The sequence below is a fragment of the Pseudomonas sp. PICF6 genome, from assembly GCF_009831705.1.
Taxonomy (GTDB): domain Bacteria; phylum Pseudomonadota; class Gammaproteobacteria; order Pseudomonadales; family Pseudomonadaceae; genus Aquipseudomonas; species Aquipseudomonas rhizophila.
Genome location: NZ_WUUD01000004.1, coordinates 15,111 through 15,477, shown reverse-complemented (window position 1 = coordinate 15,477; position 367 = coordinate 15,111). Strand labels below are relative to the sequence as shown.

The following is a 367-nucleotide window of genomic DNA, read 5'->3' as shown; positions in this document are numbered from 1 at the left end:
CGTGACCGACACCGTCGACAACACCATCGTCAGCATCACCGGCAGCACCTCGGTCACCGAAGGCCAGGCCGCGACGTACACCGTGAGCCTGACGAACCCGGCGCAAACCGAAGTGACGCTCAAGATCGTCTACAGCGGTACCGCCGCCGACGGTACGGACTTCACCGGCGTCTACACCGTGAAGATTCCGGCCAATGCCACCAGCGCCACTTTCAACGTGGCGACGCTGGACGACAAGATCACCGAAGGTACCGAAAACTTCGTGGTCAAGATCGACTCGGCCACCGGCGGCAACTTCGAAAACCTGGCCGTCAGCGGCACCAACGGCAGCGTCAGTACCTCGATCATCGACAACGATGCACCGCCG

The 367-nt window shown here is 62.1% G+C and carries 1 protein-coding gene; it reads left to right on the top strand.

The window, feature by feature from the left end; genetic code table 11:
* A partial coding sequence (locus GSM73_RS26760) for an immunoglobulin-like domain-containing protein (RefSeq protein WP_256676670.1) occupies positions 1–367 on the top strand: 367 nt, incomplete at both ends.